Source organism: Algimonas arctica, assembly GCF_014652695.1.
Taxonomy (GTDB): domain Bacteria; phylum Pseudomonadota; class Alphaproteobacteria; order Caulobacterales; family Maricaulaceae; genus Litorimonas; species Litorimonas arctica.
This window is the reverse complement of record NZ_BMZH01000007.1, coordinates 61,629-77,495: the sequence shown is the minus strand read 5'-3', so window position 1 is coordinate 77,495 and position 15,867 is coordinate 61,629. Positions and strand designations below refer to the sequence as shown.

The following is a 15,867-nucleotide window of genomic DNA, read 5'->3' as shown; positions in this document are numbered from 1 at the left end:
GACATTGGGATTAAATCGTGCTAATCTTCGGAGACTTGGTCAATTTGGGGCGCATCGACATCTGTTTTGTCGCTGTCTGAGGCGTCAGGCTTATACCCATCGCCGCGCGCTTCATCCGCTTCTTCTTGTAAAATCACGATGCGTTTAGCGGCCATATCCACCGTAGGCGTATGGTGTTTCGTGAACGGGTGATAAAAGGATGGCCCGGTTAACGGTTTGATTTCCAGCGTATCGCCGGCGCCAAATTCATGCACCGCATGCACCGTTCCAACCGCCTCATCATCCTGATTGATAACGTCCAATCCGATCAAATCGGAATAATAGAACTCGCCTTCTTCCTCCGCTGGCAAAGCGTCACGAGGAACGTAAAGCTTGGTCGATTTCATCGCTTCGATCTGCTCGCGCGTGTTTTTCTCAACAACGGCTAAGCTGAAAAATCGCGACACAGGCCGCGCATTTTTCGGTGTGAAAAGATGCTTGCCATGCTCATCCAGCAGCGGACCGTATGAGGCAAACGCCATCGGGTCCGCCGTGAAGGATTTAACCTTCAAATTGCCGTGGATGCCATGCGCGCCAGCAATCGCGGCGACGCAGGTGAGGTTGGGTTTTGTCATAAAGTCATAATCGCTTTTCGCATTATCAAATCGGTCTGTCGAGTTTCGCCAAACATGAAGTCATGATCGCCAAAAAAATCAAAGCCATTTCGCTTGTAAAAACGAACGGCCGCGCGGTTTTCTTCCCAAACGCCGAGCCATAACCAGTTGTGCCCCGCCTCTCTCGCTTTCCCAATTGCAAAGTCAATCAGGGCCTGACCGATACCGTTCCCTATAGAGTCACTGTCAACATATATACGCTCTATTTCCAGCGCATTTTCGAACAGTGATTCAGTCTGAGACGTTTTCTCGTTCAACTTCAGATAGCCAATCGGGTCGACGTCCTGTTCAGCAAAATAAAAATGAGAATGAGCTTTGGTAAACTCTGATCGAATTTGCGTATGATTAAACGCCTTGGCGACATAGTGCTCGACGTCGGTGGGAAGGTTCTGCTCTGAGAAGGCCGCAATGAATGTACGCTTTGCCAGATCAGCGAGGCTAACCAGGTCTTCCCCCTGAACGCTTCTGATGATTGTCGGTATGCGAAGGGTCAAAGCCGCGCTTTGATCTCATCAATCAAATCCGTTTGCTCCCACGAAAACTCACCGTTTGGTCCCGGCTCACGACCGAAGTGACCGTAGGCGCTGGTCGGCGCATAGATCGGCTTATTCAGGTCCAAATGTTTACGAATGCCGTGCGGGGTCAGGTCCATGACTTCACGGACGATGGTTTCGATCTTGTCGCCTTTGATCGGGTTATTATCATCAACATTGACATAAATCGACGTCGGTTTCGCCACGCCAATGGCGTAACTGACCTGAATTTCGACCCACGGCGCAACGCCTGCTGCGACGAGGTTTTTCGCTAGATAGCGCGTGGCGTAGGCCGCAGAGCGGTCCACTTTTGTCGGATCTTTGCCGGAAAATGCACCGCCGCCATGCGGGGCCATGCCGCCATAAGTATCGACAATAATTTTACGGCCTGTCAGACCCGCATCCCCATCCGGACCGCCAATGACGAATTTACCCGTTGGGTTGACGTGCCAGATCGTACGATCCGTGATCCATCCGGTCGGTAGCACCTCTTCGATATAGGGTTGAACACGTGCACGGATTTCAGCCGACGTGAGGCTTGCATCTAAATGCTGTGTCGAGAGCACAATCGCCGTCGCTTCAACCGGACGGCCGTCCTGATAACGGACCGTGACTTGGGATTTGCTATCGGGGCCGAGCCAATCTTGACCTTCATGCTTGCGAGCAAAAGCGAGCCGTTCGAGAATTCGGTGACTGTAATAAACAGGCGCGGGCATGAGCGCGACCGGCACGTCTGAGGACGCATAGCCGAACATGATGCCCTGATCGCCTGCGCCTTCTTCTGCGTGTAGGCCCGTGCCATTATCCACCCCTTGCGCTATCTCGACAGATTGCGGGTGTAGCAGCACATCAATATCGCAATGTTTCCAGTGAAAGCCGTCCTGCTCATAGCCGATGTCGCGGATCGCATCGCGCGCGAGCTGTTCAATCCGGTCAGGCGTGATCGAGGCCGGACCGCGCGTCTCGCCCGCAATCACGACCTTATTTGTCGTGCAGAGCGTTTCAGCTGCAACGCGGATGGACCATGGATCCATGCCCTCTTTGATCGCTTCGCGAAAATAGAGATCGACAATTTCGTCACTGATCCGGTCGGCAACTTTGTCGGGATGACCTTCGGAGACGGACTCGGAGGTGAATTCGTAGGATTGGCGTGACATAAGAAAACTCCAGGAGATTTTAAGGCTCTGCGCTTTTTATTATTATCAGGGCCTGGATATGGGATGGGCGCGGATAACCCGCCGCGCCCGATCAGCGGGTTTTAATAGCGATAATGTTCCGGCTTGAACGGGCCTTCGACGGTCACGCCTATATAGTCCGCTTGCTCTTTGGACAACTCTGTCAGCTTCACGCCGATTTTAGCCAGGTGCAGGCGCGCGACTTTTTCGTCCAAGTGTTTAGGCAACATGTAAACTTCATTACCGTATTTTTTAGACGCCGCCTTGCTATCGTCCCACAGCTCTATCTGAGCCAAAACCTGATTGGTGAACGACGCCGACATCACGAAAGATGGGTGCCCTGTAGCATTGCCGAGGTTCAGCAAACGGCCCTGAGACAGCAAGATCATCCGGTTGCCGCCCGGAAATTCATACATGTCGACCTGATCCTTGATATTGGTCACTTTGAGATTTTTAAGTGAGGTAACTTGGATTTCATTGTCGAAATGACCAATGTTCCCAACAATCGCCATGTCCTTCATCTCGCGCATATGTTCGAGGCGGATCACGTCTTTATTGCCCGTCGTTGTGACAAAAATATCCGCCGTCGCAACCGCGTCTTCCAACGTCGTGACTTCGAAACCGTCCATCGCGGCCTGCAAGGCACAGATCGGATCGACTTCGGTGACTTTCACCCGCGCGCCCGCGCCTTTAAGCGACGCGGCTGAGCCTTTGCCCACATCACCGTAACCAAGAACGACCGCAATTTTGCCAGCCATCATCGTGTCCGTCGCGCGGCGGATGCCGTCAACGAGCGATTCTTTGCAGCCGTATTTATTATCGAATTTAGACTTGGTGACGGAATCGTTCACATTGATTGCGGGGAACGGCAAACGGCCTTCGCGTTGCAATTCATAGAGGCGGTGGACACCCGTCGTGGTTTCTTCAGAAACACCGACAATGTCATTCCGCGTTTTCGTAAACCAACCGGGGCTGGCGGCCATGCGCTTTTTGATCTGTGCGAAAATCGCGGCTTCTTCCTCAGAACCCGGCTCACCTTCAATGAGATCTGTCTCGCCCGCTTCCACGCGCGCGCCAAGCAAGACGTAAAGTGTTGCGTCGCCGCCATCATCAAGGATGATGTTCGCGCCTTCAGGGAACAAGAACGAGCGATCAAGGTAATCCCAATGCTCTTCGAGGGTCTGACCTTTGATCGCAAAGACAGGCACGCCCGAAGCAGCAATGGCGGCGGCGGCATGATTTTGCGTCGAATAGATATTGCATGACGCCCATCGCACATCCGCGCCCAGAGCCGTCAGGGTTTCGATCAAGACAGCCGTCTGGATCGTCATATGCAGCGAGCCGACAATACGCGCGCCTTTTAACGGCTGACTTTGGCCAAATTCCTCGCGCAGCGCTATCAGGCCCGGCATTTCAGTCTCGGCAATATCCAGTTCCTTGCGCCCGTAGTCGGCAAGGGAAATGTCTTTTACGATGTAATCGGTCGCGCTCATGACAGGAGGCTTTCAGAAGGAATTAAGGTAGCGTCCTTCTAACCCACGCCAAACGATATAACAATTCCTTTATATGCTACTAATCAGGGCGTTTATGCCGGGATTGTGCGCGCCGCGCTGTGCCGCTAGGAGCGGTCTATCGAACAGCCATCCGACATCCCTCTCTTCTCAGTGATCATCGTCAATTATAATGGTGGCGACTACTTGCCCCGTGTCGTGGCCGCATTGAACGCGCAAACCTTGTCGAACTTTGAAGCCTTTATCGTCGATAATGGCAGCGTGGACGGCTCTATCGCGGCCCTGCCCGCACTGGATGAGCGGTTTACAATTATTGAGGCGGGCAAAAACCTCGGTTTTGCCGCAGGCAATAACCTCGCCGCTGTGCAGGCCCGTGCCGACTGGATTGTCGCGCTCAACCCGGATGCGTTCGCCATGCCGGACTGGTTAGCCGCGTTCCACCGCGCTATCAGCCGCAACCCGTTTGTGACCATGCTCGGATCTATGCAAATCACGGCGGATCATCCGGATACATTTGACGGCACAGGCGATGAGCTGTCGATATTCGGCGTGGCCTACCGCGCGAGCTACGGCAAACCCGTTCAGACTTATACCGAGGATTTCCCGATTTTCGGCCCCTGTGCCGCCGCGGCCGCCTATCGCCGCGATGATTTCGAGGCTGTGGGTGGATTTGATGAGCGGTTCTTCTGCTATCACGAGGATGTCGATCTGGCGCTCAAAATGCGCCGTATGGGCGGACGCGCCGTGCAGGTTCACGACGCTGTGGTCCATCATGTGGGATCGGGTATCACGGGGACAGCATCTGACTTTGCCGTTTACCACGGCACCAGAAACCGGATCTGGACGTGGTTCGCCTCCATGCCGACCGGATTGATGCTCGTTTTGCTGCCGCTCCATATTGGGGCTAATCTCGCCTATCTCTTCTGGAGCGCTTTGCGTCCCGGACGGTTCCCCCCCACATGGCGCGGCATTCGCCACGCGATCAAAGGCCTGCCAAGCATCATCCAAGCCCGCCGCGCCTACCCCAAAGGGAGTGCCGCGATTTGGCCTTCACTGGTTCGAAACCCACTCAAGGTAATACAAAGAAAGAACCGTATAGATTGAGGACAATGTTATGGCGAGCTGGGACCGTGTGCTGGCCGGCATTTCAGGCTTGTGCCTCTTAGCGCTCGCCTTTCGTGTCGGCGTCTTTGTCCCAGCGGCGCTCTACATCGGACCCGAGCAAAGCGGCATGTCAATCCCGCTCATGGGCGTTAGCGCCGCCGCAGCGACCCTCTGCGTCATCACGGCCATTCGCCAATTAAAGCGCCCCCGCCCCGGTTACATGATCGCCAGCACAATCCTCATTTTTGCATTTAGCGTGGGAATAGCCATTATGCTGCATGGCATGATCAGCTCGGCCGCACAGTTTGGCTTATTATCCAGCGATTACATCCTCGGTATGCGGGCTGATACGAATAACGCACTAATGGTCGGGGTATATTCCATTGCCGGGCTTCTGATTATTCCACTCTTACGAAATCTTGTCATCCGTCCAAGATTGTCATGAGCGCTACCGCGCTGACTGCGGCTTAATCAGAACCTCTATAACGGCGGCTTCGCTCTTGCCCTTGGCTATGTTCAGCCCCTAGACAGGGCCATGCGCGATCCCTTTTCTCCCTTTATCTATGACCTCTCAGACCGGGTCGCCCTCGTCACCGGGGCGTCGTCGGGATTAGGGGCGCGGATGGCGAAGGTTTTGGCCGCGCATGGCGCGAAAGTCGCCTTGGCGGCCCGGCGGGTCGATAAACTCTCTGAGCTCAAAGCCGAAATTGAACGTCGCGGCGGCACGGCGATGGCGGTCGAGCTCGACGTCACATCAGAAGCCCAGACAATCGCCGCCTATGACGCCATTGAGTCCTCCCTCGGGCCGGTCGACACTGTGATCGCCAACGCAGGCATTGCCATGGATAAAGGGCGAGCCACGGACAATCCGATTGAGGATTTCGATACAACTTACAACGTCAATTTGAAGGGCGTCTTTTTAACCGCCCGCGAAGGCGCGAAGCGGATGATCGAGGCTGGGTCTAGAGACAGCGAGCGCGGGCGTATTGTGATGATCAGTTCCATCACCAGCTTTGACATTTCCCCACACCTCGCTTTTTACTCAGCGACCAAAGCAGGCGTCTCGCAAATGGGACGCGTGCTGGCGCATGACTGGGCCCGCATGGGCGTTAATGTGAACATGATCGCGCCGGGTTATATTCAGACGGAAATCAATGACGGTATGTTTGACACCCCTGCAGGGCAAAAAATGCTGGCCGGATGGCCCCGTCGCCGCGTGATCGACTCCGATGCGTTGGATGGCGTGGTGCTATACCTGTGTTCCGATCAGTCCCGACAGATCACAGGGACAGTCACGACCGTCGATGACGGTCAGGCCTTAAACTAGGTAGAGATTATGTCAGACACACATAAATCCGGTATCGTAACCACGCGTCGCGGGGCCTTGGCCCTGCTCGGGGTCGGCGGCGCGGCGGCCTGTTCGCCCTCGGTTGAGACGTTTCGGTCCGGCGAGCAATCCGCGCACGGTACGTTTGAACATGGCGTCGCGTCGGGGGATCCCATGGCGACGTCGGTGATCCTGTGGACACGGGTCACACCGAACGCGGCGGGCGTTGTTACGGTCGCTTGGGACATCGACACGGACCCGACGTTCCCCAATCCCGTCAGCGGTCAAACGGAGGCCCGTGCCGCCCGCGACTTCACCGTCAAAGTCGAGGCGAAAGACTTGCAACCCGGCACAATCTATCATTATCGGTTTCGCACCGGTGAAGAGACATCGCCGACGGGACGGACTAAAACCTTGCCCGCCGGGAAGACGGACCAAGTTCGGTTCGCCGTCGTCTCTTGCGCCAATTATGAGCACGGGTTTTTCAACGTCTATGACCTGATCGCCAAACGGGGCGAGCGTTACGACGCGATGTTACATCTCGGCGACTATTATTATGAATATGGCGCAGATGTTTATGACGCCCCGGACAAGCCCGAAGGACGCACGCACGAACCCGCGCACGAGATTATCACATTAGAGGATTACCGCCTCCGCCACTCACAATATCGCCGCGATCCAAACTTACAGGCCGCGACCGCCATGATGCCCATGATCGCGATTTGGGACGATCACGAAACGGCGAATGATAGCTGGCAAGGCGGGGCGCAAAACCACGGGCCGGATGAAGGCCTTTGGGAAGACCGCAAAGACGCCGCGCTCCGGGCCTATTATGATTGGATGCCCGTGCGCGAGCCTGTGCCCGGTCGCGCCCGCGAAGCCTTTTACCGCCATTTCCAGTTTGGCGACTTGCTCACTCTGATCGGCGTCGAAACACGGCTGACAGCCCGGGCAGAACCGCTCATCATCGAAGACTATCTCGACGCGATCGTGGCTGACGCAGATGGGTTTAAAGCGAAATATCTGGATGATCCGAGCCGCGAAATGCTCGGCGCTGAGCAGCAAGACTATATCGTCGAGACCTTCGCGAAGTCCAAAGCGGACGGTGTGCCGTGGCGCATGCTCGCCAATCAGGTGATTATGGGTCGCATGCTAACCCCGGATTTTACACCTTATGTCACACCGGAAGCGACCGCAGCGATTGAGAAAGACTGGCCCGGCATCCATGATTTTTTGACCCTGTCTAAATATAGCTTGCCGTTTTATCCCGATAGTTGGGACGGCTACCCGGCGGCGCGAGAGCGGTTCTTTGGCGCGTTGGATACTGCGGGCGTGAATGATGTGTTAGTCGTCACAGGGGACGCGCATGAATATTGGGCCAATGACCTGACCCGCGACGATACCACACCGATGGGCGCGGAATTTGTCGCCAGTTCAGTGACGTCAAAAACACTGATCGCTTATCTTGGTGAGGCAACGGCCCAACATAATCTGCTGCTGACCCGCGCAAATGACGACGCGCGTTATTATAACGCCTTGCACAATGGCTATATTGAGGTGGAACTGGGCCGAAAGTCGGGAAAAATCACAATGTATGCTGTCGATAAGGTCAATAGCCGCGATTACGGATCCTTCCGCGCCGCGAGCTTTAGCGTCAAACCCCGTCATAAAGACGGCAAAGACACATTGCGCATTGGCAAACCACGGGGCCTCACCCTGACGCAACGCGCCTTGTTTGCTGGCCTCGGTTAGTCACGACTGACGATGCGAATTGTCCTCTACCAACCCGGTATCGCCGCGAATTTCGGCAATATTTTGCGAAGCTGCGCCTGTTTCGACGTGCCGCTTTCTGTCATCGAGCCGTTGGGCTTCCCGCTTGCGACCAAAGACGTGCGGCGGGCGGCGATGGATTATGGCGGCGAGGTAGATCTGCTGCGGCATCCGACATGGGACCAATACAAAGACCTGCCCGGTCGCCGCGTTTTATTCACGACAAAAGGGGCCGAACCGCTGACAGGTTTTACCTTCCAACCCGACGATCACTTGGTCTTTGGCAATGAAAGTGCGGGCGTGCCGGACTCCGTTCACGATGATTGCGACGCCCGGGTTGTCATCCCGATCCAAGGACGGTCGCTGAACCTCTCCAACACGGTCGCTATCGCGCTATTCGAATCTTTACGCCAGACACGCGCGCTCGTTAAGGACGCCTCATGACTCATCCGATTTCAAAATGGCATGCCTACTCAAAGGCCCCATCGCCTGCCGCGCTCAACGCGTTGCTGCACGACGATGTGGTCTTTCACTCGCCTGTCGTTCACACGCCCCAACGCGGCAAACAAATCACGTTTGCCTATTTGTGGGCGGCGAACAGCACGCTCGGCAACGACAGTTTCGAGTATTTACGAGAGGTCCTCGACGGCAACCATGTCGTCATGGAATTTCAAACTGACATGGACGGCATCACCGTCAATGGGGTCGACATGCTCACCTTTGATGAAGACGGCCTGATCATTGATTTCAAAGTGATGATCCGCCCGCTTCAAGCCGTCAATAAAGTCCATCAACAAATGGGCGAAATGCTCGCGGCGATGAAAGCGAAATCAATGAAGGACAGCCAGACATGAAAGCCGTTCTCCTCACGCTAATTGCGGCCATCTTATTGATCGCGACTCCGTCTGCGCGCGCCGACGACGCAGCCGATCAGCAAGCCATTGAGAACGCGATTGTCAGCATGTGGGCGGCGGTCGAAGCGGGCGATGTTGACCGCTATATGACCTATATCCATCCGGATTATACGTTATTCGGTGAGGGCGATATCTATCTGCAATCCGGCAAAGCGCTCGAACGCGCCAGCTACACAGATTATCTCGGCCGGGTGAAAAACGTCCGGACCTTCATGCACCATCCCCAAGTCGTGGTGCGCGGGGATACAGCCTGGATCACCTATTATTGGTCAGATAGCGGAATTTATACGACCGGGTCTAAGGCTGGCGAACGTTTTACCAGCCAAGGCAAATCAACCCGCATTTTTGTGCGCGAGGACACGAAATGGCTCTGCATTCACGGGCATTTCACGGATGTCGGATGACACCATAATGGATGCCCAAAAATGATAGACGCCCCAGCAATAGACGATCGCGTGATAAACGATCGCAAAGCGCGCGCCTGCGCGTGGTTCCGCACCTTGCGGGATCAAATTTGTGCTGAATTTGAAGCCATAGAACGCGACGCCCCGACGGACCTTTATCCCGGCGAACCCGGCACGTTCGAGTTTACAGACTGGGAACGAAAGGTTGAGAACGGCGGAGGAGGCACGGGCGGCATGTTACGCGGTCGTTTCTTTGAGAAATGCGGCGTTCATATCAGTGTCGTTCAGGGCGAATTCACGCCCGAAATGGCGGCGAAAACACCCGGCGCGGACAAAGATCCCCGCTTTTGGGCCGCAGGCGTCTCATTGATCGCGCATATGCGTAATCCCCGCGTTCCCGCCGTGCATATGAATACACGCTACATTGTGACGACGCAGGATTGGTTTGGCGGCGGCGGTGACCTGACACCGACCCTGACCGAACAACGCACACAGGATAATCCGGACGCGATTGCGTTTCACGCCGGCATGCGCGCGCCCTGCGACGCCCATCCGGTCGCGGATTATGATCGCTATAAAGACTGGTGTGATGAATATTTCCACCTGCACCACCGGGATGAGCCGCGCGGCACAGGCGGCATTTTCTATGACCGCCATAATAGCGGATCCTTCGAGGAGGATTTCGCCTTCACCCAAGATGTCGGACGCGCGTTTCTCTCAACCTATTCCGCCATTGCACGCGGACGAATGGCCGAGCCGTGGACGGACGCCGAACGCGAAGAACAACTCATCCTGCGCGGCCGCTATGTCGAATTTAATCTGCTCTGGGATCGCGGTACGACGTTTGGGCTCAAAACGGGCGGGAATGTTGCAACAATCCTGAGCAGCATGCCGCCCGTAGTGAAATGGCCATAACTTTTGATCCAAATCGCTGGGCGAGCCTGACGCAACGGCTCGACCTCCCTCCGTCACTAGAGATGTTCGAAACGCTCCAGCGACTGCATGCACAACGTCACCGCCATTATCACACAGCTCAGCATATTACTGCCTGTCTCCAGCATCTGGACACACGACGTTCCCTCACCAATCGCCATGATTTAATCGAAATCGCGATCTGGTTTCATGATGCGGTTTATAAGCCGTTGTCTAAAACCAATGAGGCTGACAGCGCGGCCATGGCGTGCGGTTTTCTAGACGGCCATTTGCCGAGCTGTGACGTCAAAACTGTCGAAACGATGATTTTGTTGACCCAAACTCACGGCCAGACGGATGATCCTGATACGGCACTTATGCTGGATATTGATCTCTCGATTTTGGCGACACCCGCCGATGTCTATGACCGGTACACGCAAGATGTCCGCCGTGAATATCGATGGGTTCCCGGCCCGATGTTTCGTAAAGGTCGCGCAAAAATGCTGCGCCACTTTTTAGCGATGGACCGGATTTACAAAACAGAGACGCTCAGACGAGAGTGGGACGCACAGGCGCGCGTGAATATGGCGCGTGAACTGGTCGCGATGAACCTCATTTAACTAAAATATCGCGCGCCCGTCAGCCAAACCTTGCGTCGCCCAGCGACGGCTGTAACACTTCGCGCATGAAATACTTACTTCCAGCCGTCCTGCTCCTTGTTGCCTGTTCAGACGCTGTAACAGACCCTGTCGCAACGCCTCAACCTGCGGCACAATCCGTTACACCCATCGCCGTCAGTGCCGACGCCTTCCCCGGCGATATTGATCCGGCCCTTGCGGATCGTTTCTCCCGCTTGGCGCTGGATTGCGTGACGCAGGAGTTTCCGAACAAGATTTCACGCACGACGGATACGGCGGAAGAAATCGGGCGTCCGAAAGATTTATTCCCGGCCTTTTACGGCTGTTTTGATTGGCACAGCGCCGTGCATGGGCATTGGTTGCTTGTACGGCTTTTGCGCGATGGCAATTTAGACGCGGCGGCGCAGGCCGAGGCAATTGCCAAATTAGAGGCCAATTTGAATACGCTGACGATCGCGGGCGAGCTGGCCAATTTTCAGCGAACTGCGCGCGGATCGTGGGAACGTCCTTACGGCTGGGCGTGGCTGTTGCAGCTGACGGCGGAATTGCGGGAATGGGACAGTCCTGATGCGAAGCGGTGGCTCGCGGCGATCGAACCGTTGGAAGCCGACATCGTCGCCGCGACAAAAGACTGGCTCCCCAAACTCGCCTATCCGATCCGGCTCGGCACCCATAATCAAAGCGCTTTCGCCCTGACGCTCATGTATGATTGGGCCATCGCGGCTGAGGATGCGGAGTTTAAAACTTTGATCGAAAGTCGGGCTCGGACTTTCCACGGCGCCGACATGAATTGCCCGCTGGCCTACGAGCCGTCCGGCGAAGACTTTCTCTCGCCCTGCCTGATGGAAGCGGACCTGATGCGGCGGGTTCTGCCAGAATATGAATTTACCCAATGGCTGAGCGCGTTCCTCCCGACCATCCCGACAGACGGCTCCGCCGACTGGCTCGCGCCCGCGATTGTGCTGGACGCGTCCGACGGTAAACTCGTGCATTTAGACGGGGTCAATAGTTCGCGCGCCTGGAACCTGTTTAACATCGCCCGCGCCCTGCCCGATGATGACCCTCGCCGTGCCTCACTGGTTGCCGCGGCAGGCGTCCACCGCGACGCCGGCGTCGAAGCCGTCTCGGACGAACATTATTCCGGCGGTCACTGGCTGGCGAGCTTTGCGACCTATTTGATGACGGACCGGGGGTGGACGGATGAGTAACGGGCGTACTCTAGTACTCGTCCTCGGTATTTATTGCCGGGGCCCCTATCGAGATCACGCCAAGCCAAATAAGGCCCCGGCAGTGGATGCCGCGGACAACTAATGACCACTGACCTCGACAAACAAGCGCGGATTGAGCGTCATAAAACCATCCGCGCGGGACTCTGGTTCGCGGCCCTGCTGATTGTCGTCGCGGTCCTCTTTGGCGTTTACCGCTTCGTCACGGCGCCTGTGCGCGTGGCGCAGAATACCACCCAAACCATCACCCGTACGGTTGAGGAAACGGCTACAGCCGTGCTTACCCGCCGTCACATCGAAGTGCGCGAAGGACGACGTTTCGGACGACTCGCAGACCGGGCGCATGCCATCCTCGTCGCTCTCCCCCAAACACAACCTGCGACGCTCCGCGAGCGCAGCTTTCGGCTCGCACATTTACGCGGGTCTGACAGCAAAGTCTGTCAGTTCGAAATGGACTTCGGCGCCGGGCCGGTGCCTGTTTGGGTGGCGGCCGACAATCACGACTATGAAAAAAATCGGGAACTCGGCGGCGAAGGCGAGCGCCAGATCCGCATCGTGTTTCAAACAACGGATAATAGTCTCGGTCTTTCCGCTCAATATGCCCGCGACGGCGACGCGCCGGGATGGGCCTTATTATGGCGCCGACGCGACAGCCTGACCAAGCCGATCAGCGACAGCGTCATGAGTGAACGCGCGATGAACGCCCTATTTCGCATACCTCAAGACTGCTCGCGCTCGCCGCAATGATCCGGTAAGGTCGGCCCAACATTCGTTTGGAAGGATACACTTATGGCCATGAATATGATGGATATGATCATGCAAGCCGCAGGCGGCAACACCGCGCAACAAGCCGGGAGCCAGTTCGGCCTCTCGCCAGAAATGAGCCAAAAAGCGATCGGCGCCTTATTGCCGGCCATCAGCTCAGCCATGAAACAAAACACGGCGTCCCCTCAGGGTCTGGCTGGCCTTCTCGGCGCGCTCCAAAATGGAGGCCATGAGCAATATTTGGATAATCCGCAGGCCCTGTCCCAAAACGCCCAGACCGAAGGCAACGCCATTCTGGGTCATTTGTTTGGCACGAAAGAAGTCAGCCGCGCCGTCGCCGGTCGTGCGTCCGAGCAAACAGGCATTGATACGGGTATCCTAAAACAAATGCTGCCGATGGTCGCCATGATGGCGATGGGCGGCATGTCCAAACAGACCAACAGTAACCAAGGCCTTCAAGGTATGCTGGCCCAAGCGGCGATGAAGCAATTGATGGGCGGCGGTAACAGCGCACCAAAAGGCGGCCTCGGCGGCATGCTCGGCGGCCTACTGGGCGGCGGCGGACGTCAGGTGAAGCAACAACAAAAAGCCCATCAGCAAGGCCTCGGCATGCTAGGCAAAATGCTCGACGCGGACGGCGACGGCAACACGATGGATGATATCCTCGGGATGGTTATGAATCGGCGCTAAACAACTAAAACACCCGCTCCGAGCAACGCGAGGGGCTATAGTGGTGTTTTCGGTGGCCCGGAGGGTGAGCCCACAGCGTGCGCTTCCCATTTCTCGCTAAAACCACCAGACACAAAAAAGCCCGCCAATCGGCGGGCTTTTTCTTTGCGTAAGTAAGGCGGAGTTTAAGTTTTGCCTTCCAGCAAATCCGCAACTTTCACTTCATCTTCTTCATCCTCAGCCATCCACCGTTTAATCAGCGGCGAGATCAGTAACATTAGGAAACCAATGCCCATGCCGATGTACCCGATAGACGAGAACACTTGTGTATAGTTCGTCTTTGCGCCTTCCACATCGATGATCTGACCACCGACGGTGTCGGCCCCTGCCGCCGAAGCAATAACGCCGGAGAGCGCATTACCGAGACCGGAGTAGACGAACCAACCCGCCATAAAGAGACCCACCATACGGGCCGGAGCCAGCTTGGTCATCGCGGAGAGTCCAACAGGTGAGAGCATCAGCTCTGCCATTGTGTGGACCCAGTAAATTGCGAAGATAAAGAAGACTGGCGTCATCGCAGCTGGACCAACGGACTTCATGCCCCAGACAAGCACGAGGTAACCCAGACCGGCCCCAAACACGCCCATTGAGAACTTCACAGGAGTGGACGGTTCCCAACCCCGTTTGGACAGCCAAACCCATAACCAGGCCACAATTGGCGCAAACAAGAAGATAAAGCCTGCGTTAAGCGACTGAAAGACGGGCGTCGGAACGGAGATCCCAAACATTGTCGTGTCCACGAGGCGGCTCGTCACGAGTGTGAGCGAAGACCCGGCTTGTTCAAACAATGACCAAAACGGGATTTGCGCGACGGCAAAATATAGCGCCGCCCACATGCGGGTGCGTTCCCGCCCCTTCAGAGCAATGACGGAGTAAATGATAAAGCCAATGAAGAAGGCGATACCGACAAAGGCCGCAATTGGACCGATGACCGCAGCATTATTTAGCAGGATCATGCTGACCACGGTGATCGCCACAGCTGACAGATAACACGCCCATTCAACCGTGATGGGACCAAAGGCCTTTTCACGTAGTTTTTCTTCGGATGGCGGATTAGCGACACCGTCAAGATATTTCAGACCCCAACGGAAGACGATCAGACCAAGCAGCATGCCGATACCGGCCAAGCCAAAGCCCCAAGCCCAACCATAATAGACGCCCAAAATACCACAGGTCCACGCGGCCAAGAAGCTGCCGAGATTAATACCCATGTAAAAGAGTGTGAAGCCCCCGTCCCGACGCGGATCGCCTTTAGGATAAAGGTCGCCAACGATTGTCGAAATATTCGGCTTGAGGAAGCCAACACCGGCAATGATGAGTGCGAGCGAGAGGAATAGAATATTCACGTAAAGTTTCTGCTTCACGATTGTCGAGTTATATTCACCATCCTCGACCCGTAGCAGCGGATCAGCCATCGACGGCGTCTCTGCGTCAGTCGCATCCCGAAGAACCAACAGGTCAGTTTCCGTCATTTCTTCGAATGCGACAGTCTGGCCTTGATAGGTCAGTTGGCTGCCCGTTTCCGTTTCAGTGACGGCGAGCGCTTCACCATTCAACACTAAATTTGTGGATGATTCTGGTCCGGCACAGCTCATGCCAAACACGCCACAAATATTCTGGAGCAAACCACGCGATTGACGACGGATTACATAGTCACCTTCGCCCTCTGAACTCATCGGAACATAACGGGTTCCGTCCAGAACGATAAACTTCTGGCTATCGAAAACCATCCGTCGGCGATCGCCATCAAAGTCGACGAAAAGTTGGCGGTTTTTATCCCGCCCCTCATCTTGGATTTCATAAGCCCCATCGTTGAATGACAGTGTTTCAACGGAACCCGATCCCTCAAAGGCCATGCCGAAATGGCCCGCGACAAGAAGGATCGCGCCGAAGGTCACAGCTTTGGCTTGCCCGAGATATTTGTCAGACAGAATACCGCCGACCATCGACATGATGTAAACCAAGGCGATGTAGCCGCCATAAATCATGTTTGCTTCGCCGTCCGAGAACAGGAAGTGTTGGATCAGATAAAGCGCGAGAAGGCCGCGCATCCCGTAATAGGAAAACCGCTCCCACATTTCTGTGAAGAAGCAGATCGCCAATCCACGCGGATGGCCGAAAATTGTCGGCTCTGTACTGATCTGGTCAGCCATAAAGTCCCCTTGATTGTTGACGGTCCACCCCGACCGCCTTGTTGTTAAACGCC

At 55.7% G+C, this 15,867-nt stretch carries 17 protein-coding genes; 12 read left to right on the top strand and 5 right to left on the bottom strand.

Going from position 1 to position 15,867, the window contains the following annotated elements; genetic code table 11:
- Window positions 1–20: 20 nt before the first annotated feature.
- The 4 genes from rimM to ahcY all read right to left on the bottom strand — a co-directional run bounded on the left by rimM (window position 21) and on the right by ahcY (window position 3,854).
- The gene (gene rimM, locus IE105_RS09620; RefSeq protein WP_189497875.1) at window positions 21–614 is read right to left on the bottom strand and encodes a ribosome maturation factor RimM; all 594 of its coding nucleotides are present in this window, start codon (window positions 612–614) and stop codon (window positions 21–23) included.
- Complete coding sequence (locus IE105_RS09615; protein WP_189497873.1) at window positions 611–1,147, bottom strand: GNAT family N-acetyltransferase; 537 nt, start codon at window positions 1,145–1,147, stop codon at window positions 611–613. Before IE105_RS09615 ends, rimM begins: the two co-directional genes overlap by 4 nt.
- The gene (gene metK, locus IE105_RS09610; RefSeq protein ID WP_189497869.1) at window positions 1,144–2,343 is read right to left on the bottom strand and encodes a methionine adenosyltransferase; all 1,200 of its coding nucleotides are present in this window, start codon (window positions 2,341–2,343) and stop codon (window positions 1,144–1,146) included. Before metK ends, IE105_RS09615 begins: the two co-directional genes overlap by 4 nt.
- A gap of 101 nt (window positions 2,344–2,444) precedes the next feature.
- Entirely contained in the window at window positions 2,445–3,854 is a 1,410-nt protein-coding gene (ahcY, locus tag IE105_RS09605) for an adenosylhomocysteinase (protein WP_189497867.1), read from the bottom strand.
- Window positions 3,855–4,025: 171 nt separating this feature from the next.
- On the opposite strand from ahcY, the gene IE105_RS09600 reads away from it, so the two are divergent.
- From IE105_RS09600 to IE105_RS09545, 12 genes are all read left to right on the top strand, one after another.
- On the top strand, window positions 4,026–4,976 hold the full coding sequence (locus IE105_RS09600) for a glycosyltransferase family 2 protein (RefSeq protein ID WP_267904672.1): 951 nt from the start codon (window positions 4,026–4,028) through the stop codon (window positions 4,974–4,976).
- Between the two features lie 10 nt (window positions 4,977–4,986).
- Entirely contained in the window at window positions 4,987–5,421 is a 435-nt protein-coding gene (locus IE105_RS09595) for a hypothetical protein (RefSeq protein ID WP_189497863.1), read from the top strand.
- Window positions 5,422–5,511: 90 nt separating this feature from the next.
- Window positions 5,512–6,303 carry an SDR family NAD(P)-dependent oxidoreductase gene (locus IE105_RS09590; protein ID WP_189497861.1) on the top strand — a complete coding sequence of 264 codons (792 nt, stop codon included), beginning with the start codon at window positions 5,512–5,514 and terminating at the stop codon, window positions 6,301–6,303.
- 9 nt (window positions 6,304–6,312) lie between these two features.
- The gene (locus IE105_RS09585) at window positions 6,313–8,055 is read left to right on the top strand and encodes an alkaline phosphatase D family protein (RefSeq protein WP_189497859.1); all 1,743 of its coding nucleotides are present in this window, start codon (window positions 6,313–6,315) and stop codon (window positions 8,053–8,055) included.
- 12 nt (window positions 8,056–8,067) lie between these two features.
- On the top strand, window positions 8,068–8,517 hold the full coding sequence (locus IE105_RS09580; protein WP_189497857.1) for a tRNA (cytidine(34)-2'-O)-methyltransferase: 450 nt from the start codon (window positions 8,068–8,070) through the stop codon (window positions 8,515–8,517).
- Complete coding sequence (locus tag IE105_RS09575) at window positions 8,514–8,927, top strand: nuclear transport factor 2 family protein (protein ID WP_189497855.1); 414 nt, start codon at window positions 8,514–8,516, stop codon at window positions 8,925–8,927. Before IE105_RS09580 ends, IE105_RS09575 begins: the two co-directional genes overlap by 4 nt.
- Window positions 8,924–9,391, top strand: a complete 468-nt coding sequence (locus tag IE105_RS09570; RefSeq protein ID WP_189497854.1) for a YybH family protein — start codon at window positions 8,924–8,926, stop codon at window positions 9,389–9,391. Before IE105_RS09575 ends, IE105_RS09570 begins: the two co-directional genes overlap by 4 nt.
- Before the next feature lie 21 nt (window positions 9,392–9,412).
- Entirely contained in the window at window positions 9,413–10,306 is an 894-nt protein-coding gene (gene hemF, locus IE105_RS09565) for an oxygen-dependent coproporphyrinogen oxidase (RefSeq protein WP_189497852.1), read from the top strand.
- Window positions 10,297–10,923, top strand: a complete 627-nt coding sequence (locus IE105_RS09560) for an HD domain-containing protein (protein ID WP_189497850.1) — start codon at window positions 10,297–10,299, stop codon at window positions 10,921–10,923. The genes hemF and IE105_RS09560 overlap by 10 nt, the downstream gene beginning before the upstream one ends.
- 65 nt (window positions 10,924–10,988) lie before the next feature.
- Entirely contained in the window at window positions 10,989–12,149 is a 1,161-nt protein-coding gene (locus tag IE105_RS09555; protein WP_189497848.1) for a DUF2891 domain-containing protein, read from the top strand.
- Between the two features lie 102 nt (window positions 12,150–12,251).
- Window positions 12,252–12,914, top strand: coding sequence for a hypothetical protein (locus tag IE105_RS09550; RefSeq protein ID WP_189497846.1), 663 nt, complete (start codon window positions 12,252–12,254; stop codon window positions 12,912–12,914).
- Window positions 12,915–12,956: 42 nt separating this feature from the next.
- A complete protein-coding gene (locus IE105_RS09545; RefSeq protein ID WP_189497844.1) occupies window positions 12,957–13,622 on the top strand; it encodes a DUF937 domain-containing protein in 666 nt (221 codons plus the stop codon).
- A 164-nt stretch (window positions 13,623–13,786) separates the two neighbouring features.
- Here IE105_RS09545 and IE105_RS09540 read toward each other — a convergent pair whose 3' ends face one another.
- Window positions 13,787–15,814 (bottom strand): peptide MFS transporter, encoded by a 2,028-nt coding sequence (locus tag IE105_RS09540; RefSeq protein WP_189497842.1) that lies wholly within the window; start codon window positions 15,812–15,814, stop codon window positions 13,787–13,789.
- Between the last annotated feature and the right edge of the window lie 53 nt (window positions 15,815–15,867).

Excerpts from the sequence above, each read along its gene's own strand:
- rimM (WP_189497875.1), bottom strand. The coding sequence starts at position 614 with ATGACAAAACCCAACCTCACCTGCGTCGCCGCGATTGCTGGCGCGCAT.
- metK (WP_189497869.1), bottom strand. The coding sequence starts at position 2,343 with ATGTCACGCCAATCCTACGAATTCACCTCCGAGTCCGTCTCCGAAGGT.
- ahcY (WP_189497867.1), bottom strand. The coding sequence starts at position 3,854 with ATGAGCGCGACCGATTACATCGTAAAAGACATTTCCCTTGCCGACTAC.
- IE105_RS09595 (WP_189497863.1), top strand. The coding sequence starts at position 4,987 with ATGGCGAGCTGGGACCGTGTGCTGGCCGGCATTTCAGGCTTGTGCCTC.
- IE105_RS09590 (WP_189497861.1), top strand. The coding sequence starts at position 5,512 with ATGCGCGATCCCTTTTCTCCCTTTATCTATGACCTCTCAGACCGGGTC.
- IE105_RS09585 (WP_189497859.1), top strand. The coding sequence starts at position 6,313 with ATGTCAGACACACATAAATCCGGTATCGTAACCACGCGTCGCGGGGCC.
- IE105_RS09580 (WP_189497857.1), top strand. The coding sequence starts at position 8,068 with ATGCGAATTGTCCTCTACCAACCCGGTATCGCCGCGAATTTCGGCAAT.
- IE105_RS09575 (WP_189497855.1), top strand. The coding sequence starts at position 8,514 with ATGACTCATCCGATTTCAAAATGGCATGCCTACTCAAAGGCCCCATCG.
- IE105_RS09570 (WP_189497854.1), top strand. The coding sequence starts at position 8,924 with ATGAAAGCCGTTCTCCTCACGCTAATTGCGGCCATCTTATTGATCGCG.
- hemF (WP_189497852.1), top strand. The coding sequence starts at position 9,413 with ATGATAGACGCCCCAGCAATAGACGATCGCGTGATAAACGATCGCAAA.
- IE105_RS09560 (WP_189497850.1), top strand. The coding sequence starts at position 10,297 with ATGGCCATAACTTTTGATCCAAATCGCTGGGCGAGCCTGACGCAACGG.
- IE105_RS09555 (WP_189497848.1), top strand. The coding sequence starts at position 10,989 with ATGAAATACTTACTTCCAGCCGTCCTGCTCCTTGTTGCCTGTTCAGAC.
- IE105_RS09550 (WP_189497846.1), top strand. The coding sequence starts at position 12,252 with ATGACCACTGACCTCGACAAACAAGCGCGGATTGAGCGTCATAAAACC.
- IE105_RS09545 (WP_189497844.1), top strand. The coding sequence starts at position 12,957 with ATGGCCATGAATATGATGGATATGATCATGCAAGCCGCAGGCGGCAAC.
- IE105_RS09540 (WP_189497842.1), bottom strand. The coding sequence starts at position 15,814 with ATGGCTGACCAGATCAGTACAGAGCCGACAATTTTCGGCCATCCGCGT.